Origin of the sequence: Candidatus Villigracilis affinis (assembly GCF_016705895.1) — a bacterium.
Taxonomy (GTDB): domain Bacteria; phylum Chloroflexota; class Anaerolineae; order Anaerolineales; family Villigracilaceae; genus Villigracilis; species Villigracilis affinis.
In genome coordinates, this window is sequence record NZ_JADJKT010000025.1 from 32,845 (window position 1) to 54,389 (window position 21,545).

General features: G+C 52.9%; 22 protein-coding genes and 1 tRNA gene. 8 read left to right on the forward strand and 15 right to left on the reverse strand.

The genetic code is table 11. The features are described 5' to 3' along the window. Positions 1-55: 55 nt before the first annotated feature. Complete coding sequence (locus tag IPI86_RS11390) at positions 56-679, reverse strand: ribonuclease H family protein (RefSeq protein ID WP_345298135.1); 624 nt, start codon at positions 677-679, stop codon at positions 56-58. A gap of 319 nt (positions 680-998) precedes the next feature. Between IPI86_RS11390 and IPI86_RS11395 the strand changes: the two genes are divergently transcribed. Continuing rightward, a complete protein-coding gene (locus IPI86_RS11395) occupies positions 999-1,838 on the forward strand; it encodes a sulfurtransferase (protein ID WP_345298136.1) in 840 nt (279 codons plus the stop codon). Between the two features lie 71 nt (positions 1,839-1,909). Then, complete coding sequence (locus IPI86_RS11400; RefSeq protein WP_345298137.1) at positions 1,910-2,338, forward strand: SufE family protein; 429 nt, start codon at positions 1,910-1,912, stop codon at positions 2,336-2,338. A 42-nt stretch (positions 2,339-2,380) separates the two neighbouring features. On the opposite strand, the gene IPI86_RS11405 is transcribed toward IPI86_RS11400, so the two are convergent. The 4 genes from IPI86_RS11405 to IPI86_RS11420 form a co-directional block, all read right to left on the reverse strand. Next, positions 2,381-2,794: a CBS domain-containing protein gene (locus IPI86_RS11405; protein ID WP_345298138.1), complete on the reverse strand. Its 414-nt coding sequence runs from the start codon at positions 2,792-2,794 to the stop codon at positions 2,381-2,383. Between the two features lie 28 nt (positions 2,795-2,822). Then, a complete protein-coding gene (locus tag IPI86_RS11410; protein WP_345298139.1) occupies positions 2,823-3,752 on the reverse strand; it encodes a Gmad2 immunoglobulin-like domain-containing protein in 930 nt (309 codons plus the stop codon). A 13-nt stretch (positions 3,753-3,765) separates the two neighbouring features. Further along, positions 3,766-4,815 carry a hypothetical protein gene (locus IPI86_RS11415; RefSeq protein ID WP_345298140.1) on the reverse strand — a complete coding sequence of 350 codons (1,050 nt, stop codon included), beginning with the start codon at positions 4,813-4,815 and terminating at the stop codon, positions 3,766-3,768. 84 nt (positions 4,816-4,899) lie between these two features. After that, positions 4,900-6,111 (reverse strand): acetyl-CoA C-acetyltransferase, encoded by a 1,212-nt coding sequence (locus tag IPI86_RS11420; RefSeq protein ID WP_345298141.1) that lies wholly within the window; start codon positions 6,109-6,111, stop codon positions 4,900-4,902. Positions 6,112-6,247: 136 nt separating this feature from the next. Here IPI86_RS11420 and IPI86_RS11425 point away from each other — a divergent pair, with 136 nt between their 5' ends. Next, a complete protein-coding gene (locus IPI86_RS11425) occupies positions 6,248-7,222 on the forward strand; it encodes an NAD-dependent epimerase/dehydratase family protein (RefSeq protein WP_345298142.1) in 975 nt (324 codons plus the stop codon). 3 nt (positions 7,223-7,225) lie between these two features. Beyond that, entirely contained in the window at positions 7,226-7,750 is a 525-nt protein-coding gene (locus tag IPI86_RS11430; protein ID WP_345298143.1) for a hypothetical protein, read from the forward strand. 90 nt (positions 7,751-7,840) lie between these two features. Here IPI86_RS11430 and IPI86_RS11435 read toward each other — a convergent pair whose 3' ends face one another. Next, positions 7,841-8,755 carry a dienelactone hydrolase family protein gene (locus IPI86_RS11435; protein ID WP_345298144.1) on the reverse strand — a complete coding sequence of 305 codons (915 nt, stop codon included), beginning with the start codon at positions 8,753-8,755 and terminating at the stop codon, positions 7,841-7,843. Positions 8,756-8,856: 101 nt separating this feature from the next. On the opposite strand from IPI86_RS11435, the gene IPI86_RS11440 reads away from it, so the two are divergent. From IPI86_RS11440 to IPI86_RS11450, 3 genes are all read left to right on the forward strand, one after another. Next, on the forward strand, positions 8,857-9,759 hold the full coding sequence (locus tag IPI86_RS11440) for an SUMF1/EgtB/PvdO family nonheme iron enzyme (RefSeq protein ID WP_345298145.1): 903 nt from the start codon (positions 8,857-8,859) through the stop codon (positions 9,757-9,759). Positions 9,760-9,773: 14 nt separating this feature from the next. Further along, positions 9,774-11,675 (forward strand): hypothetical protein, encoded by a 1,902-nt coding sequence (locus tag IPI86_RS11445; RefSeq protein WP_345298146.1) that lies wholly within the window; start codon positions 9,774-9,776, stop codon positions 11,673-11,675. 51 nt (positions 11,676-11,726) lie between these two features. Next, positions 11,727-11,816, forward strand: a tRNA-Ser gene (locus IPI86_RS11450). A 776-nt stretch (positions 11,817-12,592) separates the two neighbouring features. Here IPI86_RS11450 and IPI86_RS11455 read toward each other — a convergent pair. The 7 genes from IPI86_RS11455 to IPI86_RS11485 are packed head-to-tail and all read right to left on the reverse strand — an operon-like array spanning position 12,593 to position 19,290. Then, positions 12,593-13,249, reverse strand: coding sequence for a hypothetical protein (locus IPI86_RS11455; RefSeq protein WP_345298147.1), 657 nt, complete (start codon positions 13,247-13,249; stop codon positions 12,593-12,595). 12 nt (positions 13,250-13,261) lie between these two features. Continuing rightward, entirely contained in the window at positions 13,262-13,822 is a 561-nt protein-coding gene (locus IPI86_RS11460) for a cytochrome c (RefSeq protein ID WP_345298148.1), read from the reverse strand. Beyond that, positions 13,819-14,355 carry a quinol:electron acceptor oxidoreductase subunit ActD gene (locus IPI86_RS11465; RefSeq protein WP_345298149.1) on the reverse strand — a complete coding sequence of 179 codons (537 nt, stop codon included), beginning with the start codon at positions 14,353-14,355 and terminating at the stop codon, positions 13,819-13,821. Before IPI86_RS11465 ends, IPI86_RS11460 begins: the two co-directional genes overlap by 4 nt. A gap of 9 nt (positions 14,356-14,364) precedes the next feature. Beyond that, positions 14,365-15,798 carry an NrfD/PsrC family molybdoenzyme membrane anchor subunit gene (gene nrfD / locus IPI86_RS11470; RefSeq protein ID WP_345298150.1) on the reverse strand — a complete coding sequence of 478 codons (1,434 nt, stop codon included), beginning with the start codon at positions 15,796-15,798 and terminating at the stop codon, positions 14,365-14,367. A 2-nt stretch (positions 15,799-15,800) separates the two neighbouring features. Next, complete coding sequence (locus IPI86_RS11475) at positions 15,801-16,526, reverse strand: 4Fe-4S dicluster domain-containing protein (protein WP_345298151.1); 726 nt, start codon at positions 16,524-16,526, stop codon at positions 15,801-15,803. Positions 16,527-16,528: 2 nt separating this feature from the next. Beyond that, positions 16,529-18,715 carry a molybdopterin-dependent oxidoreductase gene (locus tag IPI86_RS11480; protein ID WP_345298152.1) on the reverse strand — a complete coding sequence of 729 codons (2,187 nt, stop codon included), beginning with the start codon at positions 18,713-18,715 and terminating at the stop codon, positions 16,529-16,531. Between the two features lie 20 nt (positions 18,716-18,735). After that, entirely contained in the window at positions 18,736-19,290 is a 555-nt protein-coding gene (locus IPI86_RS11485) for a cytochrome c3 family protein (RefSeq protein ID WP_345298153.1), read from the reverse strand. A gap of 351 nt (positions 19,291-19,641) precedes the next feature. On the opposite strand from IPI86_RS11485, the gene IPI86_RS11490 reads away from it, so the two are divergent. Beyond that, positions 19,642-19,896: a hypothetical protein gene (locus IPI86_RS11490; protein WP_345298154.1), complete on the forward strand. Its 255-nt coding sequence runs from the start codon at positions 19,642-19,644 to the stop codon at positions 19,894-19,896. 50 nt (positions 19,897-19,946) lie between these two features. On the opposite strand, the gene IPI86_RS11495 is transcribed toward IPI86_RS11490, so the two are convergent. After that, a complete protein-coding gene (locus tag IPI86_RS11495) occupies positions 19,947-20,555 on the reverse strand; it encodes a response regulator transcription factor (RefSeq protein ID WP_345298155.1) in 609 nt (202 codons plus the stop codon). After that, positions 20,556-21,455, reverse strand: a complete 900-nt coding sequence (locus IPI86_RS11500) for a trypsin-like peptidase domain-containing protein (protein WP_345298156.1) — start codon at positions 21,453-21,455, stop codon at positions 20,556-20,558. Positions 21,456-21,545 lie beyond the last annotated feature (90 nt).

Genomic DNA, 21,545 nt, shown 5'->3' on the forward strand with positions numbered 1-21,545 from the left:
GATGAATCACTCGCCTCGCAACCAGACCCCAAACCTGCTCGCCACAATTTGAAATTTACTTGCGTCCAAAATCTGCGGGATTCTCGCCCCACAACCCAGTATCCCATTTAATGATCTTGTCCTCGGGAAGTTCGTTCTCGGCCAGCCAATTCTCCGCGCTGCGGATGATCGCAAAAAGGACGGCGTTCTTTGGCGTGTGTTTCAAATTCGTTTTGCAAATCCCCGTGGCAACCCAGGCAATGGCATTTTCTGAATCAGAATAAATGGGGACATGCATGTTGTGCTTGGCTTGCCAGGTCAACGCATGGACAATCGCCAGGAACTCCCCCACATTGTTCGTGCCTGCCGCGTACGGCCCGGCGAAAAAGATTTCCTCACCCGTCTCCGTATTCACACCGCGATATTCAAGTTTGCCCGGCGAGCCGCTGCAAGCCGCATCCACACAAATGGATGGCAGGATCGGCTTCGCGCTTGCCATTTTCCATTTTCCATGAGAAGAGGGTTTCCCTTTGTAATCATCATATTGTTTCAGAAAGGCAGCATCTGCCTCGGCTTCACTTTCAAAAGCCTTGAACTGCGCACCGACCACGCCCTTCACCTGCTTCTCACAATCCGCCCACGTTGTGAAGACACCTGTCTTACGACCTTTCCATACAACATAAAATTTCTTCTTTGCCATACATCAATTTTACATCAAAGTGAAGCGGACGAGATAATTACCTCATCCGTCTTCATGAATATCTGTCTTGACAAAAAGATGTATTCACGTAAAATACGCCAACTCATATGACAAGCTATCACTTTTGCTCCTGTCTATGGCGGGGTTCGTAACCACCGCCCAAGACGACCATCCGCAACAAGCAGTCAACGACTTAGGCCAGTGGAACGCCCCCCGCGTCATGTTATGATCAACGCAGGAATGTTCGCTGTCCTTTTGTTTTATGTTGACTGCTTGTTTTTTTTGACTATTACAAACTTTAGAAAAAGGAAACTATAAAATGTCTTATGCTCACCCCGAATATCTGGTCGACACCGAATGGGTTGCCAATCACTTGAACGACGCGAACGTCCGCGTCATTGAATCAGACGAAGACCCGTTGCTGTATGCGATCGGTCACATCCCAGGCGCGGTGCAGGTGGATTGGTTCAGCACACTCCAGCATCCCCTGCGCCGTGATTTCGTCACCAAAGAGCAGTTCGAAGAAGTGGCGTCCACGCTTGGCATTACCAACGACACCACTGTCGTCTTTTATGGCGACAAGTCCAATTGGTTCGCATGCTACGCACTGTGGCTCTTTCAATACTATGGCCACACCAACGTCAAGATCATGAACGGCGGACGCACCAAATGGGAGCAGGAGAAAAGGCCGCTCGTGAAGGAAGTGCCCTCGTATGCCCGAACAACTTACAGCGCGAAAGAAGCGGATAAGTCCATCCGCGCCTTCCGCGATGACATCTTCAAACAGATCGAAACGAAGAGGCCGATGGTGGATGTCCGCTCGCCGAAGGAATATTCTGGCGAATTGACTCACATGCCGAATTATCCGCAGGAAGGTGCGACTCGCGGCGGGCACATCCCCGGCGCGGTGAGCATTCCCTGGTCGCAGGCGGTCAACGAAGCGGATGCAACGTTCAAAACGACCGAGGAACTGGTTGCCCTCTACGAAGGGAAAAACATCAAACCCGACGGAGAGATCATTGCGTACTGCCGCATCGGCGAACGCTCGTCGCTGACCTGGTTCGTGTTGAAGTATCTGCTGGGGTACGAGAAGGTCAAGAACTATGACGGTTCATGGACCGAATGGGGCAACCTTGTGGATGCGCCGATCGAGAAGTAAGTGGATGCTCGTCCTTCGACGATTGGGCTGATCAACACAGCCCTTCCGCTCAGGACGAATAAATGAGGATTATGACCCTGCCAACCAAACTGCAAGAGATCGTGGATGATATCGCCAGCATGAGCCGTGAGGAAAAACTCGAGACGCTGATCGCGTACGCGGAATCCATGCCTGATCTGCCCGAGCGTTTCAAAGATGAACGCTCCAAAATGGAACCCGTTCCCGAGTGCATGACGCCTGTGTTCATCATTGCTGAAAAACTGGAAAGCGGTGGAATCTTTTTCCACCTCGATATTCCCCCGCAATCCCCCACCGTGCGCGGACTTGCCTCCATTCTCACCAACGGGTTGAATGGCTGTTCGCTCGAAGAGATCATCTCCGTACCTGCGGATTTTTACATCCCGATGAATTTGCAGGAGGCCGTGTCACAGCAGCGCATCAATGGCTTCATCGGTGTGCTGGCCCATATGAAGCAGGCGGCTGTAAAAGCATCTTCGTAAAACAAAGCGTCCCGCAGGGTAAATCCTGCGGGACGTTGACTTTCAGTCTTTCTTTTCTTCTTCCCACCCTTGCTCTTCAACTGACATAAAAATATCAGTGGCAGAGATCAGGCCGATCAATGATCCGTGTTCATCTGCAATGGGCAGGTGATGGAATTTGTGTTTCTGCATCAACTGCGAACACTCCATCAAGGTCCATTCGGCGCGGCCTGTGATGATGGGGCCAGACATAATCTCACGCACGGTGATCTCGGCGGGGTTGCGATTCACCGCCACGATCTTGTCGCGGATATCAGTGGTGGTGACGATTCCATAGGATGGATTTTTTTCGCTGATATCCACCACCACACTGTGGATATTGCGGCGGCGCATGAGCGTCATGGCATAGGAAACACTTGAATCGGGGTCAACAACAACAACAGGACTGGACATCCAATCTCGAACTAAATGCGGCATGGGATTCTCCTCAATAAGTGGGTACAGTTTACTTGATTACCAATTTTACAGCATCCATCGCCAGCCAGGAGCCATCGGCGGCGCTAATGTCTTGAATTTCCAGGTAGATGGTCGTCCCTGGTGGAATACCTTCGAGTGTGAAAGTTTCGTTGAATGTGCCGGGCGCGCCAAAATCGGGGGCCGTGACCATCACTGGGCCTGCGGCAAATTGATTGCCTGCTTCGTCGTAGATGAAATAGGTCAGGTTGTTTTCAAACGGCGCAATGCTGACCGTTCCGCTGACTTGCACACTGCCAGAGGCTTCAGCGCCATTGACAGGAGCCGTAATCTCAACGATCCGTTTTGCGCCTTCGGGGGTGGCAGTGGTGTAATTGACCATCCGCAGTTGATTGTTCACGAGAGCGTAGCGGCGTGTGGTTGGCATTGTGGGACAGCATCCGCCGTCCTGCGCGCCATGTGTGATCGCATCGAGAAACACCTCGCCGTTTTCAATGGACATGCTGTTGATCATCGGGCGGTCATCAATGAAGGTGGAAGTGAGGAAGACGGGCAGTCCGTTCACGTTCGAATAAATGGTGAGCAGACCAAAATTGCCTGTTCCACCGTAGTTTTCCAAAAAGATGGCGGCAATCTCATTCACACCGTCACCTGTCAGGTCACCAACGGAGACGAATTGGGTCAGCCCGATATAGGCAAAATCCAAGGTGGTGGCATCGGTGCCCTGCTGATATTTGCCGTCAGTCAATTGGATGACGGCGCGGTCGTCACGTGCGCCGAGTTGGTACTGGGCATTCTTGAGCTGGTCAGCGGTGAGGCTGGGAGCGGATTCCGTCGGCGCTGGGATTGTCTCTTGAACAGGAGCAGGCGTCGGTGCGTTGGAGGCGGGCGCAGCCAATCCGCAGGCGAGGGTTGCGAGAGTCAAAGGCAGAATGAGGCTGGTTAAATGTTTGTAATTCAAGATCAAGCTCCTTTCATTTGATCGTGAGCGTGGAAAAAACGGTGTACATTTTGTTCATGATGGCGTTTCGGTCGAATTCGGTGACGGTATCGGGCGGGAAGTTGCCGATGTTGGCGGAATGCATGTGATAGATGACCTCATAACAGATGTTGTTGTAGGCCATGCGGTAGATTTCCTGCTCGTACAGGTTGCCCGCCCCAACGCCAGCGGATGTGGAATGGACGAAGGTGAATCCGTTGATCACTTCGTTGCCGACAATTTGTTCAATTGCGCCGCCGTTCGGATTCGAATCAGTGCAGGTTGCTACCATTTGCGGGTCTGCACTGGAGCCGAGGAAGAAGTAGGCTTCGCTGAGGTTTGTTTTCATGTAGGTCTCGTTGTCGTTCACGTAAAGAGCCAGTTCGGGGACGATCTTGTAATTGCTGAACACGGGAAAGACAGGCGCGAAGTAATCAGAATATGTGAGCGATACCCCGTTGGCGGGGTTGAAATACTGGAAGTATTGCTCGCTCTTGCCAGGTGGGTTGACCGCGACTCGCAGTACGAATTGAATTACATCGGTGACGGGGCTGAGTGTGATGAAATAATCCTGCGTGGCGGGCAGTACGCCGCGCCAGGCAGTGCAATCGGAATCCTGCTGAGGGCACAGGATGACCCCATCTGCGCCTTTGATCTGCAGGGGAATGTAGGTCCAGTTGTTGTCGGCGGATTGCGGCAACACAGAGACCGACATGATCTGTCCCTTCATGGCGTTGACGGAATACGTTTTGCTTTTGTTGATCTCGATGAAATCGGTGATATCGGCATAGGTACCATTGGCAGGGAATTGAATCAAATTGGGCTGGCTTGCGGGGTCAGGCGTACTCGTAGGCGCGACAAAGGTCGGGAAGCCTTCCGTGGGCACAGGGGTAAAGGTCAGCGTGGGGATGGGCGTGAATTGAAGCGTTTGAGTGGGCAGCGGAGCATTTTCCACGGGCGGCTGTGTTGGGGGAATAGCAGGTGTGGATACAGCACAGGCTGTGAGGAAGGCAAGAAGAAAGAGGAAAGAAGGGATTTTTTTCATGGGCTTGTGGATGGTTACGGTTTACAGGTTGGCAGGTTTACAAGTTTATAGGTTGAACCTTCAAACCTTCCAACTTTCAAACTTTCAACCTAAATATTCGATCACAGTCGCTTCGCCCTGACCAACGCCAACGCACAACGTGGCGACACCATACTTCACGTTGCCGCGATTCTTCATTTCATGCACAAGGGTGGTGACGAGGCGCGCGCCCGAACAGCCGAGCGGATGTCCGATGGCGATGGCACCACCGTTGACATTGACCAAATCGGGGTTGATGCCGAGGTCTTCGATGACCGCAAGGGATTGCACGGCGAAGGCTTCGTTCAACTCCATCAGGCCGATGTCTTGAATCTGCAGGCCGGCACGCTGCAAGGCCTTCTGTGTGGCAGGCACGGGGCCATAGCCCATCACACGCGGTGGGACTCCAGCCGAAGCAGAAGTGACAATGCGAGCCAGCGGTTTGAGATTCAAGGACTTGGCCTTTTCCTCGCTCATGATCAGCAGAGCAGCCGCGCCATCGTTCAAACCCGACGAATTGCCCGCTGTAACCGTGCCGCCGTCTTTTTTGAAGGCAGGCTTGAGTTTGGCAAGCGATTCCATCGTCGTGTCACGGCGCGGACGTTCGTCCGTGTCCACAAGTCTCGGGTCACCTTTTTTCTGGGGAATGGAAACGGGCACGATCTCCTGTTTGAAACGTCCCGCGTCAATGGCCTTAACTGCAAGCTGGTGCGAGCGGACCGAGAATTCATCCTGCTTTTCGCGGGTGAGATGCGGACGTTCCGCCGCGATGTTCTCAGCGGTCTCGCCCATCGAGTCGGTGCCGTACATTTCCTTCATTTTCGGGTTCGGGTAACGCCAGCCCAGGGCGGTGTCGTAAGCGGTGAGGTTTCCAAATGAGAATCCCGCTTCGGCTTTTGGAAGGGAATACGGCGCGCGGCTCATCGATTCGACTCCGCCTGCGATGTAGATATCGCCCTCCCCTGCTTTGATGGCACGCGATGCCATATTGATGGCGTTCAAGCCTGAAGCGCACAAACGGTTCACGGTCACGCCACCCACTTCGAGCGGCAGGCCCGATAACAACGCCGCCATGCGCGCCACATTGCGATTGTCTTCACCCGCTTGATTCGCGCATCCGAGAAAAACTTCTTCGATCAGGGCTGGGTCAATTTGATTGCGTTCGAGAATGGCTTTGATGACATGCGCCGCCATGTCATCGGGGCGGACGGAGGAGAGAATCCCTCCCAGTGCGCCGATCGGTGTGCGGACTGCGTCAATGATTACAGGTGTGTTCATTTTTGTTTTCTCCATGTGAGTTTACAAAACGATTTTACCACCCGCGATTGAGGTGATTTGAAAAGAAGGATCAGATGGCACAATCATTCAAAGAGTTGATAAAATCGAATAAAAATCAAACAAAAGGAATCAATACATGAAATACTTCATCACTGGCGCAACTGGATTCATCGGCGGGCGGCTGGCCCGTCAACTCCGCGAGGCGGGACATGAAGTCATCGCTGTTGTGCGCAATCCTGCTAAAGCGCAGGAACTTGCCCAATTGGGCGTCACCCTGCATCAGGGCGATGTGACCGAAAAAGAGTCCATGCGAAAACCAATGACAGGCGTGGATGGAGTCTTCCATGTGGCAGGTTGGTATAAAGTCGGCGTGCGCGATAAGAGTCAGGCATATGCCATCAACGTGCAAGGCACGCGCAACGTACTCGAGTTGATGAAGGAACTCAATATACCCAAGGGTGTGTATACCAGCACGCTTGCCGTCAACTCAGATACACGCGGCGTGGAAGCCGATGAAAATTATCACTTCACGGGCAAACACATCAGCGTGTACGACCAGACCAAAGCCGAGGCGCACGGTGTGGCTGTGAAAATGATCAAGGAAGGTTTGCCGCTTGTCATTGTGCAGCCTGGTCTCGTGTATGGGCCTGGCGACACAAGCAGTGCCCGCACTTCGTTGATCCAATATCTTACGAAGCAATTGCCTGTCATGCCCAAACAAACCGCGTTCTCATGGGGCTACATTGATGACATTACGCACGCGCATTGGCTCGCAATGGAAAAGGGAAAGATCGGCGAGAACTACAATATCTGCGGGCCGACACATACCTTTATCAATGCGCTTGAAATCGCAAACCAGATCACAGGCATAAAGCTCCCGATGGCTGTGCCCGCGGGAATGATCCGCACCATGTCAGCCATGATGTATCTATTCGATAAATTCATTCCCGTTCCCGAAAGTTACACGGGCGAAGGGCTGCGCGTCATTGCGGGCGCCACCTACATCGGCAGCAACGCCAAAGCGAAACGCGAGCTTGGCTACGATCCACGCCCGTTGAAGGACGGGCTTGAGATCACCTTGAAGCACGAAATGAAACTGCTTGGAATGTAACCCATGAAAACGATCTCCCTCGGAAAATTATTCGGCATGCCGATCGAAATTCTGCCACTGGCATTTTTGGGAAGCCTCATTTTGTGGATCGGATTCACGCTCACCGCTTTTTTCGGAATCAGACTCCCGTTCGGCGAATCGCTTCTCATGGGGCTGCTCGCCACGCTTCTACACTGGACCTTTGAACTGATCCACAGTTTTGGCCATGCCTACGCCGCAAAACGCACCGGCTACCCGATGACAGGCATTGCCCTCGGCACCCTCGCCATTTTTGCCCTGACACGTTATCCAACAGACGAGCCAGAACTGCCGCCCTCGATCCATATCCGCCGTGCACTGGGCGGACCGATCGCCAATGGGCTGTTGAGCATCTTCTTCTTTCTACTTCTCCCCCTCTGGCCCGACGACCTATTCTGGATAGGACTCTTCGCCCTGTTCGAAAACCTTTTCGTTTACACCTTGCAGGTTTTCATTCCACTGGGTTTCAACGATGGCAGTACCATTTTGAGGAACCTGCGGAAGAAATAAGATGATCGTGCGGATTTCAGTCCGCACTCCGTTCTGAAGAATCACACAGTCCTCCCACAATGTGGGAGGACTGTGTGATTCTTACGGGGTCTAGTGCTGGTGGCTGGCGCTGCCGAAGGCGTGTTCGTAAACCAGCATGGCGTAATATTTCCATGCGAATGGGGCGCGGTAGGAATCTGCCGAATTTTCGCTTTGCTGTGCGGTGACGTTCTTCAAGTTCTTTTCAAGGAAGGCCAGCATCTGCGCCCAGGCCTCGCCTTGTGCGCCGCCTGCTTGAATCCCTTCCACGTTTTCAACGAAGGCATGAGGCTGACCGTCGTAAACGGTGATCTCGTGTTGAATGTCGGCGGTGGTCAGAGCTTTGTCGAACTGGTCCACTTCCTCCACCGAGATGGATTGGTCTGCACCGCCAAAGATTCCCAGCACTGGCCCGGGCAAAGATTTCAACACTTCGGGGTCGGTTTCAGGCGAGCCGTAGAAAATGACGGTGGCCGCGAGCTTGTTGTTGTGCAGGCTGTACACAAGCGAGGTGCGCCCGCCGTAACAAAACCCAAGAATGGCAATTCGATCCGAATCCACATCGGGTTGGGCTTCAAGCCAAGCGTAGACAGAATCCAGATCAGCGTTCACGTCTTCGGGTTTGGTGTTGATGACCTGATAAATGGCGCGTGGAATCCACGATGTGGTTGAGCCGCGGAAGGTATCCGGCGCGATGACAAGATAACCTTCTTTTGCAAGAAAATCCGCTTTGCCGACGACGGATTCGCGCAAGCCATAGAACTCATGGATCATAATGATGGTGGGAAAGGGTCCTTCCCCTTCAGGCTTCGCCACGTAGGCACGGACATCAGGTCCGCCGTTTGCGCCCGGGACCGTAGTATTGGTCAGGGCGTCGAGACGATTCCCATCGAGCAGGGAGTCGACAAAAATGCTGAGGGGCAGAAAAAGAATCAGAATCGCCAGAACAGCTAAAAGTCCAAGCAGGACGCGTTTTACGTTCTTCATTGAAAAACTCCTAAAAGATTTAATGTCCAGATTTTATTATGGAAATCAATCAAATCCTCTCAACAAATGCCGCCATACAAGTGGAGTAAAATCAGTCCGCCATGTCAATAAAAAATATATTTTTCTATCTCACCATATTTCTATTTTTTGTCGCGGCGGGCCTCGTCATTGGGAACCTCGATATCGTTTCACGTTCATGGCGTGCAGCTTTTGATGGGCGACTGACCATGCAAAAGCTCCGCTTTGAGTTGGCGGCGTTCGATCTCGGCAGACCCAGCCCGAACATCCCGTTGGATACGAAGACATCTGAAATGGACGGCATGCCGCAGGTGTATGTCGCTGAAGGGATTTTCATCATGGGCAGCAATGATGACCCACAGGCAAAAGAATTCCCTGCGCATGGCGTGCACCTCGATGCGTTTTGGATGGATAAATTCGAAGTGAGCAATGCAATGTACACGAAATGCGTGGATGCCGGTGTCTGTCTGCCGCCCGTGCTGAGACTCAACCCGTATTATGGCAAGTGGGCATATCGCAATCTGCCTGTTGTGTATACCAACTGGTATGCCGCTGAGACATATTGCGCCTGGGCCGGCAGGCGGCTGCCCACCGAGGCGGAATGGGAAAAGGCCGCGCGCGGAACCGATGAACGCCGTTACACTTGGGGCGAAGACCGCCCCAATCCGCGCCTCGCAAATTTCGAAGAATCCCTGATGGGCGAAATGCTTCCCGTTTTTCGTTATCCACTGGGAGCCAGCCCGTATGGTGTGTTGAATATGGCGGGGAACGTTCGCGAATGGGTGGCGGATTGGTACGCCAAAGACTATTATGCCAATTCGCCGAAAGTCAACCCCACCGGGCCAGAAAGCGGATTCGAACGGTCACTGCGCGGCGGCGCCTACGACGCCAATGCCGACAGCATCACCACCATCAATCGCTTCCGCCATGAACCTGATTCGGCCGGACTGAGTCGCGGCTTTCGCTGCGCCGAAAGTGCAAAATAAAATTAAATCATTCGATGAAAAAAATTATCAGTAAACCATCCCCCATTGTTTGGCAGGCGGTCTGCCTGCTGATTTCACTTGGCTTGTACACGTTGATCGTGGTCAACCGTTCGCCCAATCTGCTGCGCCCGATGAGCATGGCCCTGCGCACCGGCTTCGGGCTGGTGATACCGATCACCTCGCTCGTGGTGTACGCCGCATTTCGTGTGAAAGACCGCCTTGGCGATTTAATCAGCATGGCGGTCACCCTGTGCCTATTTGCGCTGCCGCTGGCCGGGTTGTGGGCCTCGGGTCAATCGCAATCCGTCACTATCAGTGGATTGCTCCCGTTGACAGACGCCTCCTTTTATTATCAGGACAGTCTGCGCATCATCATGGGGCAGGATATTTCCCATTTCTCCGCCATGCGCCCTTTCTTCCCCGGATTCCTGTCGTTTCTGATGAATCTAACAGATCGGAATTTCATGTTCAGCCTGGCCATCATCACAGCCATCGCTGCGATTGGCATCTATTTCACCGTCCGCGAGGTTCAGCGCACACATGGCACGGAAGTGGCCGTGTTCCTGCTGTTGATCCTTTTTCTCTACTTCCGTCATCACTCCGGCACAAGCATGTCTGAAACGCTCGGGATGCCGCTCGGCGCGCTTGGTATGGCGCTGGTCTGGCGCAGCCTGGAAAAACGCTCACAAGTGCTGGCAGTCTTCGGCTTATTCGTTTGCGCTTTTGCCTTGAACGTCAGACCGGGGACGATGTTCATTCTCCCGCTGATTCTGCTTTGGGCGGCATGGATTCTCAGGAAACCCAATGAGTTCATCGCAATCAAATTCCTTTTCGTTGGAGCGGCTGTCATTGCGTTGAGTTTCTTCTTGAATTCCCAATATGTGCGCCTGCTGGCGGAGCCATCGGGAACCGCCTTTTCCAATTTTTCGTGGGCGCTCTACGGACTGGCTTCGGGCGGCAATGCCTACACCTATGTTTTCGAACAGCACCCCGAACTGCGCTTGATCGCCGACCCTGAACAATCGCGCACCATCTACCGCATGGCGCTGGAATTGATCGTGCAAAGTCCACAATTGTTCGTCAAAGGCGCATTGCACAATTGGGACATGTTCTTCTCCGATAGCTGGTACAGCGCGTTTTCCTTCCTCGAAGGTGAAACGGGCATCATTTACCGCATCACCCGTTGGACGATCTACACCCTGTGCGCGCTGGGATTCATCAAATGGTTTCGCAAACCCACCGACCCACACAGCGGACTTGTCGCCGTGGCTGCGATCGGTATACTGGCATCGGTGCCCTTTGTCCCACCCACGGATGCCTATCGCGTACGACTGTACGCCGCCTCCATCGTGACCTTTGGCCTGCTCCCCGCAATGGGCATTTCCTTCATCCTTGACCAATTCAAACTAAAACTGCTCTCCAAAGCGGATCTTGAAATTCAGCAGACGAATGTTTCCGCCATCTTCAGCACCTTGCTCATCGTCCTCGTGCTGGGCGGACCGTTGGTCGTAAAAGCTGCTCCCCAGTTACCACCCGCATTGGAATTCTCCTGCCCCGCAGGCAGTGACAAAATCGCCATCCGTTTCGACGAAGGCACATCCATCAACATCATGCGCGAAAAGGATCTATTCCTCGATTGGATGCCCAATTTTCATCAGGGCGTTTTCAGCCGCAGCATCCACGACCTGGCAGATAATGACCTGATCGCATATTTCGATTCACTGCGCCCCGGCACATCGCTTTTATCCACAGTTGACATCCTTTCCTACGAAGCGGCGCTGATCACGATCCCCACCCACCTGCTGCCTGAACCTGGAAGCTACCTCGGTCTCTGCGGTCACTGGGCCACGGAGCCGCGCCTGCAGTATTACAGCATGTTCACCGCCGATGAGGCTGCAGCCCTGCTCAAGCAATAATTCAAGTATTGCCATCCAATTAACACATGGTATAATCTGCCCGCTGAATTTGGAGAGGTCGCGTAGTCTGGCTTAGCGCGCACGCTTGGAAAGCGTGTAACCCACAAAGGTTCGCGGGTTCGAATCCCGCCCTCTCCGCCAGAAAAACCGCTTTGGAAACAAAGCGGTTCCCTTTTTTAATCAGGTTCACGCGCCCCATCGAGGGATAAAAATTTGGGGCCCCCCCCCCCCCCCCCGAAATTGCTTTTGGGGGGGGGGGGGTTTTTTTTGGGGGGGCCCCCCCCCCCCCCGGGGGATAATATTCGAATCCCGCCCTCTCCGCCAGAAAAACCGCTTTGCTTTGCAAGGCGGTTCCTTTTTAATTTGGTTCGCGCACCCAGAGAGTTACTAATCAAGAGTTAAGTAGAAATTTAGGTCACCTTACTCCTTGGGCATAAGGTGCGCAGAGTGCGCGGTCGATTTGTGTGTGTTGCGACTAAGAATTTTGTTCAGGTAAGCTTGCTGCCAAAGTGCAATACCCGTCAAAGCAATGCCGGGGAGCGTTACAAACTGAATGATTAGCCTAAGAGTCTCATCGCCAGCGATGGGCGAATAGAAATACATTCCGAAAGTGACAGCGGCGACCAGGTGAATGATTCGAATTACATTACGCAAATTTTTGTTACTCACAGTTTTTTTCTCCAATATGATTTTCTTTCCATGTAACCGAATATAGCAATTCATTGTGTAGGAATTGTGAAAAAGAAAGCCAGAAATCATGGATGATTTGGATAAAAATATGTCAGGGAACATTGCTTACTGCAAACTATTACGTAACACAAGCTTGTAAATTCGTACGGCCTGTCGAGGTTGTTGATAGAGGCAAACAAAAATGACCCGATCTATCTGATCGGGTCATTTTTAATTCAAAATTTGTTTTATGGCTTGGGAGTAGATGTTGGGGTTGGGAGCGGTTTACCCGCGAAGATCACCAAATCAGAAACTGCTTCGGTATGACCGGGGACATCGGCCTTGGCTGTAGTAAGGAAATCGTAAAGTAATGAACCTTCCCATTTTCCACCGCCGAGAATGTCGGTGCCCTTGGATTCGGCATCGGCGCGGCGTGAACCGGCGGTAATGCCTGCATAGCTGCTCAGGTCAAGCTGGGCAAGGGAGATGGTCACATCCACAGAGTGACAGGATACGCAGGAAAGCGAGCCCGAAACCCAGAAATTGGATTCCACAAAGAGTGGCATCACTTCTGTGAAGCTGGATTCACAATTCAGGCCGTTGATATCGGTGAATTGGAAAGCCTCGGTTTCAGAGGAACCTGCTTCAACCCATGCACCGATCAAATCCACTGCGGCGACGCGGCATTTATCCGAAACGATCACCTTGCCATCACCAGCCTGCATGGCGGGCATGGTTGCGGGCAAAAGGGTCGGGATGGGCGTGCGTGCCACAGTTTGTGCGCCGCGAATACAGGTCAATGTGAAACCGCAGGAGTTGATATATACAATGGCAACCCAGGCAAGCACACCAACGAGAAATACCGTCACTGCGCCGTAGATATACTTCTTAACATCGTCATTCATACTGGTGCCTCCCTACTGCGCCGCTACCGGGATCGTGAGCGTGCGAATGTAGTTAACCAAATCCCAGCGCTCGCGCACGGAAAGGTTCTCGCTCAAGGGCGGCATTTGCCCCGAAAATTCAGTACCGGGGAAAAGCGTATTATTCGGATTGAAGATGCCGTTGGAAATCGTCAGAAACAAACTTCCATCGGTCTTGCTCTGTACCAGTTCACTGGTCAAATCAGCGGGTTTCTTCTTCACCAAAAAGGCGGAGATGGTCCCGTTGCCCTGCCCGGCTGCGCCATGGCACATCAGGCAGTGAATGGTATAGAGTTCTGCACCGCGCGAAATGGATGTTTCATCCGCAGGTACAGGGTTGGCTGGCGCACCATTTCCAGGAATATAGGCAGCGCCTTCCACCGGAATGGATTGGGCAGGCACCGGCAATGGATTTTCCTGCGCACTGTAGGATTGTTGGATCTCCATAAACACGACCCAGTCAATTTTGATCACGTCGTAGGCGAAGATCATCAAAGCGCCGACAAGCACGCCAAGTGCTGCAAATACGACAACGAGTTGCTTAAAGAGTCTCATAAGTGTTGCGCCTCCGCAGGTTTCACGGATTCAGCGCCCATTTTATTCAAGGCATCCGTAATTTTCTTTTCATCTGCATTCGGGCATTCGACCAGAATGGCAATCTTGCCATCACTGATCTCAGGCACGTATTTCATCGGACGATAGTTGGGGAAGAAGCTATCGAGGAACACACCAACGAAAGTTGAAATCAACATGCCAAGCATGGTCAATTCGAAAAGGACAACCACAGTGGGAGGTCCGGGAATGAACGCCTGTGTGCTGACTTGAACAGGATAGGGGTAGAGATAGGGCGAGATGAAGGCGAGGAAGAAGCCGCCACCAAAACCCAACAAGGCACCGCCCATGGCAATGCGAGGCACGTTCGTCCACTGGTGAGGACGGCCAAGCATGGCTTCGGTGACAGGGATGCCGGAGATGACGTTCATGCATTCGTCATGAACACCCAAGGCGCGAAGATGCTCAATGGCGTTCGCAGCAGGTTCGAGGTCAGGGAAGACCGCAAGCAGGTCAACAACTTTTGATTCAGTCATGTTGTCCTCCTATTCCAATTCGCTGACCGAAACAACGGTCTCGCGTCCGAATTTCTTGAGTTCGTGTGCCATTTGGCCTTCCTGCACTTCCCAAACGGGAATGAGCGGGATCAACTTGGAAGCCGCCATGTACAGGAGGATGAACAAAGCCACAGTACCGATGCCCATGGGAACTTCGATACCCGGCTGGTACAAACGCCAGGTGAATGGCATACGGTTAATGGTGACGGAAATAGGAATGATGATGTAGCGTTCAAACCACATGCCGATGTTGATGGCGATGCCTACGGTGGCGATCAACCAGGGGGTTGCGCGCCATCGGGCGTTCCACAAAATCGCCCACGGAATTGCAATATTACAGATCAGCATGGCAAACCACATCCAACCCAGGGGACCCGCTTCATGGAAGTGCAGCATCTGCTGCGTCCATTTGTCGCCACCATACCACTGCACCATGTAGTCGTTGAAGAAGAAGTAGGCCCATGCCATCGAGATGATGAGCATGAGTTTGCCGATGGCGTCGAAATGCTCGCCGCGGACAAAGTATTTCATATGCTTCATGGTGCCTTGAATGACCGCAAGCACGATTGCAGCGGCGCCCATGCCGGAATGTAACGCACCGACGATGAAGTACGGGCCAAAGATGGTGGAAGACCAACCAGGGCGGGTGGCAGCGGCAAAGTCCCAGGACACGATGGTGTGTACCGAGAACATGACCGGAATGATCGCAAACGCAAAGATGTTCATCGCGTTGCGCAGATGGGTCCATTCACCTTCGGTTCCGCGGAAGCCGAGCGCGAGAATTCTATAAAAATTCTTGCGCCAGCCGGTAGAGCGGTCACGCGCCATGGCCATATCGGGGATCAACGGCAGGAACAGGTACATGGTGGATGAAAGCAGGTATGTGGTAATCGCCAGCAAGTCCCATGTCAATGGAGAATGCAGGTTGGGCCAGAGCATACGTTGGTTCGGGTAAGGCATGAGCCAGTAGAAAAGCCACACACGGCCCAAGTGCATGAAAATGCTGAAGCCAGCCTGCACCAGACCAAAGGTGGTCATCAACTCGGCGGCGCGGGTGAACGGGCGGCGAAATTCCGCTTTGAACACACGCAGAATCGCGGAAATGAATGTACCTGCATGGCTGATACCGATCCAGAACACGGTGTTGACGAGGAAGATACCCCAATAATCGGGGCGCATAACGCCTGCCTCACCCTGACCTTTTGCGATCAGGACGCCCCACTTATAGAACAGGAAATATGCAACAACCACACTCAGAAAGGCAAAGATGATCCAGAATTTCCATGTCGGTTTCTCCAACATGGATTCCATGACCATGTCGTTCATTTGACCACGCGGAAGCGGGTCAAGCATCAAGTGTTTTTCGCGGAAGTGCTCTGCTGAATGAGCGCCGTGGTCCGCATGTGTTTTGTTATCAGACATGTTTACCCTCCCTTGAAGTAGGTCACGTTGGGAAGCGTGCCAAGTTCTTCAAGATGTTTAACGCCATGACCTTTGTGCGCCAATTGCGAAACCAGCGACTCGGGATTGTCGACGCGTCCAAAAACGATCGCGCTCGCAGGGCAGGCTTGCGCACACGCGGTAGTGAATTCGCCATCCTGCACTTCACGTCCTTCTGCTTTTGCCTGATCCTGCGCCTTGTGAATGCGCTGGATGCAGAAGGTGCATTTTTCCATCACGCCCATGCGGCGCACGGTAACGTCAGGATTCAGTTGGTTGGACAAAGGCTCAGGGCGCTGATAATCGCGCCAGTTGAATGCACGAACCTGATATGGGCAGTTGTTCGCACAATAACGCGTACCGACACAGCGATTGTACACTTGCAGGTTTAGCTGTTCCGCCTGTGAGTGGACAGTGGCGAATGCGGGGCAGACCGGTTCGCAGGTGGCATGTCCACATTGCTGACAGAGCATCGGCTGTTGGGGGGTCATCTTTACTTCAGGATATTCGCCCTCCCAGAAGCGTTCGATACGGATCCAGTGCATGGCACGGCCATAACCAGAATCTTCCTCACCTACAAAGGAGATATTATTTTCCATGGCGCAGGCGGCAACACAAGCCTGACAACCGGTGCAAATGTCCTGGTCGATGACCATGCCCCATTTGCCGTTTTCTTCCGAGCTGAGTTTGATTTCTTCAGGTCGAATCATGATTAATGCTCCTCTCCAAGACCAATGCCGTACACACCCATAATACTTTCAAGGCGGGAAAGAGGCTGCTTCCTGCCGGTCTTTTCGATCTTAACTTTTACACCTGCAAATGCGAGATCGCCTGCTTCATTGAAATGCTGGACAAGCAGATCCGCGGGATTGACGCCGCGCTTTTCGGCATATCTGCCATAAGCAGTATGACCCTGACCATAAGGAATCGCGATCGTGTCCGGACGAATGGCTGGATACCGATAAACAGGCACTTCCAACACTCCCGCTTCGCTGGTGATTCTGACCACGTCATCGTCTTCGAGGCCGAGTTCGTGCGCAGTTTCAGGATTCATCTCAACCCAGGTGTTCCACATGACGGTCGTGGTGGGGTCGGGCAATTCCTGAAGCCAGGGCTTGTTCGCGCCAGCTTCGGCCAACGTCGGCGAAACGAACGGAACGAGGAAGAATTCACCTTCACCGGCGAATTCAGCTTCGGCGCCATCCATGTTGCGATTGAGGACATCCGCCGTACCGGGCACGCCGCGTCCGTCGGATAATTTCCACCATCCACCGTACTGTTGGAAGGAAGCCATAAAGGTGTTGAGATCAGCCGCAGAGAAGAAGCCATCGGCTTCGCTCATCAACGGAGCAACCTTGCTCTGCAAGAACTCAACTTCATCTTTAAACGGCAAGGCGGTTGCAAAGGCTCCGCCAGCGAGCTGTGCGGCAGTGACCAGGACATCCACAGTGGCGCGGGTATTGTAGAAAGGTGACACAACTGGTTGTGACCCTGAAAGGACCGATTGATTGGAACCAGTGATTACTCGCTGATATCCCCAGGATTCAAGTCCATGGTGATCGGGGAAAACGTAATCAGATTCGAGTGCGGTTTCATCGGGGAATGTGGCAAATGAGATTACCTGCTCAACACCCTTCAATGCACCTTTGAAGTCCAATGAAGCGGGCAATTCAAAAATGGGATTGACACCGTGAACGAACAGCACCTTGAATTTTCCATCAGCCATCTTCTGAATGAAGTCCTGCATTTCCTTAGCGGAGGCAGGGCTTTGGTAGGCTGTCTGGTTGGGGGCAAGCGGTGAGAAATACACGCCACCGGGTTTACCGAAGTTATCAGCAACCGCATTCAAAGCGAGAACTGCTTCGGCAACGGTGAGGCCATTGCTCTGGCCGAGCGCCGAGCCGCCGGGGATGGCAAGCGCGACATGCGAACCAGAGAACAGTTCGGCGATATGTTCAAGCATTTCAAGTTTGATACCGGATTTTGAAGCGGCATCAAGCGGGTCAACACTCGAGAAGGCACGAGGCATGGGGCCGCCGCGCAGTTCGGAGGCGAGTCTGCCGATCGCAAGCGCGACCAGTGCCTCGGTCCCGGGGCGGATCGGGAGCCATTCATCCGCCTTGCCAGCCGTGGAAGACATCCGCGCTTCAAGTTGAATGAATTTGCCGCGCAGCTTGGTCTTTGCTTCGCGCAGGCCAACAAAACCACGGGTGTATGAAACAGGCGAGATCCATGTTTCGAGGAAGTTCGCGCCGAAGGAGAGGACGACCTCTGCCCCACCCACGTCAAAGAATGGCATTCTGGCTTCACCGAACAAATTCTCAGCAGCCTTGCTCAGAGTGGCGCGGGATTCGAACATGCCCAGAGCACCAAAACGAACCGGGGCGTTGATGCCTGTCGCGTTCGCGAGATCAGTTACCAGGTCAAAGAGATGATCGGGGGCCATTCCCATGAGGAAGGCAATCTCTTCGGGCTTGTTGTTCTTGAGGGCATCCGCAACTACCTGAGTGGCGGCATCCCAATCCACGGCTGTGGTTGAGGCGCTGCCACGGGTGCGTTTGACCGGGTCGGTCACGCGGTCAGGGTTGTACAGACCGTGTAATGTGGCCTGTCCGCGTGCGCAGGTTTTTCCGAGGTTCAGCGGATTGTTCGCATTACCTTCGGTTTTGAGTGCACGTCCCTGCATGGTGCGGACGATGAGTCCGCATCCGGCCGCGCATTCGCGGCAAGTGGTGGCGTAATATGTGCTCTGGCCGTTATAGTTGTATTCGGGCATCTGCATGTACGGTTCGCGTTTGACGTATCGCGAGGCAGGCCCACAACCAGTGAGGATCGCAGTAGTCGCCGCGCCTACACCAGCCAGTTTCAGAAAATCACGCCGGGAAAATTGTTCGCTCATATTGATTCCTTTCGCCCGGTTTAATAATGACAAGTGCCGCAGTCGGTGAGCTTGACCAGTTTCACATGATCTTCACCGGCATTCTTGACGTGGCAATCCAAACACCAACCCATGTTCATTACCTGCGGGTTTTGGGCAATGGTCACTTTGCTCATATCGCCGTGACATTCTTCGCAGTTCTTTCCAGCCGCAATATGCGCACGGTGGTTAAACTGGACAAAGTCCGGCACGATCGCAACCGGCACCCATTCAATGGGTGTGCCGCTTAAGACCGCATCCTTCAAAGGCGCAAGCAGAACGCTGGTTTGTGTCTTGGCGATCTGCTGATGGCAGGCCCAACACTTGGCTTGGGCTGGAATACCAGCAGTGGGTCCCTTCGCTGCATTCGGATGGCAATACAAACATTGAATACCAAATGCAACATGCGTCTGATGGGGGAATTGAATGGGCTGTGCAGGTGCCTGCTGGGTCGTATACAGACCATAAGCCGCGACACTGAACAACGCCAGGAAAGCGATCCCCACCGCGATCAGACCAAGAGGCTGTTTCAGCCAGTCAAATATTCTTTTGATCATGGATGCTCCTGAATTAAAACTTTTAAGCACAACGCCGCCGAATTAAAGGCGGCGAAGGCTAATTTACATAGATACAAACAAAGGACAAACACAAAAGTTACGAAATGAAACCCGCCCGGCCATTAAATGCATATACACAAAACCCGTCCCGATAACCATCAGGACGAGAGAAGGAAATATGAATTTCATCAAAACAGATTCCATGCATTCTCCAAAAAAGTGATTTGCTGAACCCCAACCAGCAAATAATCTGGCGCATTATACATCGAAAGTGCAGAAAAGTACATATAAGTACATATTGGGGTTAAATTATATGTTTTCAAGCCATGATACAATTGAAACCGATCAACAATGAAAACAATCTATATATATGGGCTTGCTTTTATATTCCTTTTGTTCGTTTTTGTGCTCACGAGCGCGAACTTCAACCAATCCTTCGCGCAGGCGCAAAGTCAAACAAATTCCTTCACTTCCCTGCAAACAACCCCCACCCCGGCAGTCGAAGGCGAATCTGTCATCGGCTCCACAGATGGCATCATGCTGATGGGAATGGTCATCACTGTCATTGTCACCGTCCCGCTGTTCTTCCATCGAAAAAAGCATTGAGATCAACGGCCGAATCAAAACATCCCGCTCATGAGCGGGATGTTTGCTTTTTACAACGAGATCAGCCCCAATTCAATTCCCCGTTTGATCGCCTCAGTACGGCTGGAAATTCCCAGCTTTGCGTACAGCGACGATAGATGGAATTTCACAGTATGTTCGCTGATACTCAATGAAAGCGCGATCTGTTTATTCGCCAATCCCTGCGCCATTAATTGAATGACTTCCTTCTCCCGGGCAGTCAACTGCTCGGTGAGAGACTCTTCCCCCAAAGATTCCCTGCGCCCCGAAAAGCGGATCATTTCCCGGACCAGGCTTGGTGCGCCAACCCAAAGCCCTTCCCCCACCGCGCGGACTGCCGCCGCCAATTCATCTTCCGTGGCATCGGGTGAAAGCACCCCCCAGGCACGCACATTAGACCCAAGCACCGCACGGACAGACTCCACATCATCCGTCAAAAACAAAATAGGAGAAGTGATTCTACTTTCCAACAAACGCGCAGAAGAGACCGAGGCAAGCACAAGCACCTCGGTCTCCATTTCATGGATACCTTCAAGATCAACCGCTTCGCCCGCTATCTGAATATCGGGCTGCCTGCCAAGCAATTCACGCAGACCGATCCGCAATGCGGAATTCGGCGAAACGATCATGACACGGATCAATTATCTTTCTCCAATCTCCACTTTGATCGCTTCCAATTTGCCGCCACGCAGCACATCCACCGGGATGGATTTACCCACCACGTCACCGCTTAAGCGGGCGAACAGGTCATCTTGATGCGCAACGGGTTCGCCAGCGATCCCCACAAGGATATCACCAACGATCAAACCACCTTTGCCTGCGGGGCTATCGGCTTCGAGACCAACCAGCAGTAGACCACTTTCCTGCTCACGTTTCAGGGCTTTCTTTCCATCCGCCGAAAGTTCAACGACCTGACTGCGGATACCCAAATAACCACGCTTGATCTTGCCATGCTTCGCGAGCGCCTCGGCGATTTTCCACGCCACATCAGCGGGGATGGTGATCGCGCCAGAGTTACCAAAGCCCGAGGTGTTGATACCGAGAACGGTACCATCGCCATTGACCAAAGGTCCGCCCGAAAAGCCAGGGTAGGAAACCACATCGGTCTTGATGTATTTTTCCAGCATGCCGCCACGCCCAGTACGGACAGGGCCGCCGAGGGAATTGATCGAACCAAAACTGGATTCGATTCCATTGGCAGAGGGGCGGCCAACGGCCAAAACGAATTGCCCCACACGCGCGGAAGCCTTGGATACTTCGGCGGGAGTGGCTGAGGCCGAGTCTAATTTCAAGACGGCCAGATCAGTTCCAGGGTCCCGACCAACGAGGCGCGCTGTAACTTCCGTGCCATCGGCGAGAATCACTTTGATATCCTCTTCGCGCTCCACCACGTGGTCGGCCGTCAAGATCAGATCCTTGGCAAATGCAATCCCGCTGGCGGGGAAACGTCGGCGCGCATCCACTAAGACCGTGGATTTGCCAGCCTGTTCGGCGGCATCGGCGATCGCGTCAGATAATTCTATAAAAATATTTTTGCTCATGTTTATCTCCTTGCGCATCAGTATAGCGAATGCGTCTCTGGAGTGTATCGCCTAAAGGGATGGATTTGTACTGGACAAACGGGTAGGTTG

Coding starts and splice junctions, on each gene's coding strand:
- IPI86_RS11390 (WP_345298135.1), bottom strand. CDS start 679: ATGGCAAAGAAGAAATTTTATGTTGTATGGAAAGGTCGTAAGACAGGT.
- IPI86_RS11395 (WP_345298136.1), top strand. CDS start 999: ATGTCTTATGCTCACCCCGAATATCTGGTCGACACCGAATGGGTTGCC.
- IPI86_RS11400 (WP_345298137.1), top strand. CDS start 1,910: ATGACCCTGCCAACCAAACTGCAAGAGATCGTGGATGATATCGCCAGC.
- IPI86_RS11405 (WP_345298138.1), bottom strand. CDS start 2,794: ATGCCGCATTTAGTTCGAGATTGGATGTCCAGTCCTGTTGTTGTTGTT.
- IPI86_RS11415 (WP_345298140.1), bottom strand. CDS start 4,815: ATGAAAAAAATCCCTTCTTTCCTCTTTCTTCTTGCCTTCCTCACAGCC.
- IPI86_RS11420 (WP_345298141.1), bottom strand. CDS start 6,111: ATGAACACACCTGTAATCATTGACGCAGTCCGCACACCGATCGGCGCA.
- IPI86_RS11425 (WP_345298142.1), top strand. CDS start 6,248: ATGAAATACTTCATCACTGGCGCAACTGGATTCATCGGCGGGCGGCTG.
- IPI86_RS11430 (WP_345298143.1), top strand. CDS start 7,226: ATGAAAACGATCTCCCTCGGAAAATTATTCGGCATGCCGATCGAAATT.
- IPI86_RS11435 (WP_345298144.1), bottom strand. CDS start 8,755: ATGAAGAACGTAAAACGCGTCCTGCTTGGACTTTTAGCTGTTCTGGCG.
- IPI86_RS11440 (WP_345298145.1), top strand. CDS start 8,857: ATGTCAATAAAAAATATATTTTTCTATCTCACCATATTTCTATTTTTT.
- IPI86_RS11445 (WP_345298146.1), top strand. CDS start 9,774: ATGAAAAAAATTATCAGTAAACCATCCCCCATTGTTTGGCAGGCGGTC.
- IPI86_RS11455 (WP_345298147.1), bottom strand. CDS start 13,249: ATGAATGACGATGTTAAGAAGTATATCTACGGCGCAGTGACGGTATTT.
- IPI86_RS11460 (WP_345298148.1), bottom strand. CDS start 13,822: ATGAGACTCTTTAAGCAACTCGTTGTCGTATTTGCAGCACTTGGCGTG.
- IPI86_RS11465 (WP_345298149.1), bottom strand. CDS start 14,355: ATGACTGAATCAAAAGTTGTTGACCTGCTTGCGGTCTTCCCTGACCTC.
- nrfD (WP_345298150.1), bottom strand. CDS start 15,798: ATGTCTGATAACAAAACACATGCGGACCACGGCGCTCATTCAGCAGAG.
- IPI86_RS11475 (WP_345298151.1), bottom strand. CDS start 16,526: ATGATTCGACCTGAAGAAATCAAACTCAGCTCGGAAGAAAACGGCAAA.
- IPI86_RS11480 (WP_345298152.1), bottom strand. CDS start 18,715: ATGAGCGAACAATTTTCCCGGCGTGATTTTCTGAAACTGGCTGGTGTA.
- IPI86_RS11485 (WP_345298153.1), bottom strand. CDS start 19,290: ATGATCAAAAGAATATTTGACTGGCTGAAACAGCCTCTTGGTCTGATC.
- IPI86_RS11490 (WP_345298154.1), top strand. CDS start 19,642: ATGAAAACAATCTATATATATGGGCTTGCTTTTATATTCCTTTTGTTC.
- IPI86_RS11500 (WP_345298156.1), bottom strand. CDS start 21,455: ATGAGCAAAAATATTTTTATAGAATTATCTGACGCGATCGCCGATGCC.